The organism is Streptomyces sp. SID5643 (assembly GCF_009872555.1).
Taxonomy (GTDB): domain Bacteria; phylum Actinomycetota; class Actinomycetes; order Streptomycetales; family Streptomycetaceae; genus Streptomyces; species Streptomyces iakyrus.
Genome location: NZ_WWIC01000083.1, coordinates 1 through 465, shown reverse-complemented (window position 1 = coordinate 465; position 465 = coordinate 1). Strand labels below are relative to the sequence as shown.

Sequence of the window (465 nt, the reverse complement as noted above, 5' to 3'; positions counted from 1 at the left end):
CCTGCACCCCAACGAGGACGTCAACCTCGGCCAGTCGACCAACGACGTGTACCCGACCGCCGTCAAGATCGCGACGGTGTTCGCGGTGCGCGGGCTGCTCGACGCGATGTCCGTCCTGCAGGACACGTTCGCCCGCAAGGCCGTCGAGTTCCGTGACGTGCTCAAGATGGGCCGCACCCAGTTGCAGGACGCGGTGCCCATGACGCTGGGCCAGGAGTTCTCGGCCTATGCCGTCATGCTGGACGAGGACCGGTCCCGTCTTGCCGAGGCCGTCCAGTTGATCCATGAGATCAACCTGGGTGCGACCGCGATCGGTACGGGCCTGAATGCCCCTGCCGGGTACGCCGAGTCGGCCCGCCGTCATCTGGCGGTCATCACGGGGTTGCCGTTGGTGACGGCGGCCAATCTGGTGGAGGCGACGCAGGACTGCGGGGCGTTCGTGCAGATGTCCGGTGTGCTCAAGCG

1 protein-coding gene is annotated in these 465 nt (G+C 67.1%); it reads left to right on the top strand.

The genetic code is table 11. The features are described from left to right. On the top strand, positions 1 to 465 hold a 465-nt coding region (locus tag GTY56_RS10040; protein ID WP_272923353.1), incomplete at both ends, for a lyase family protein.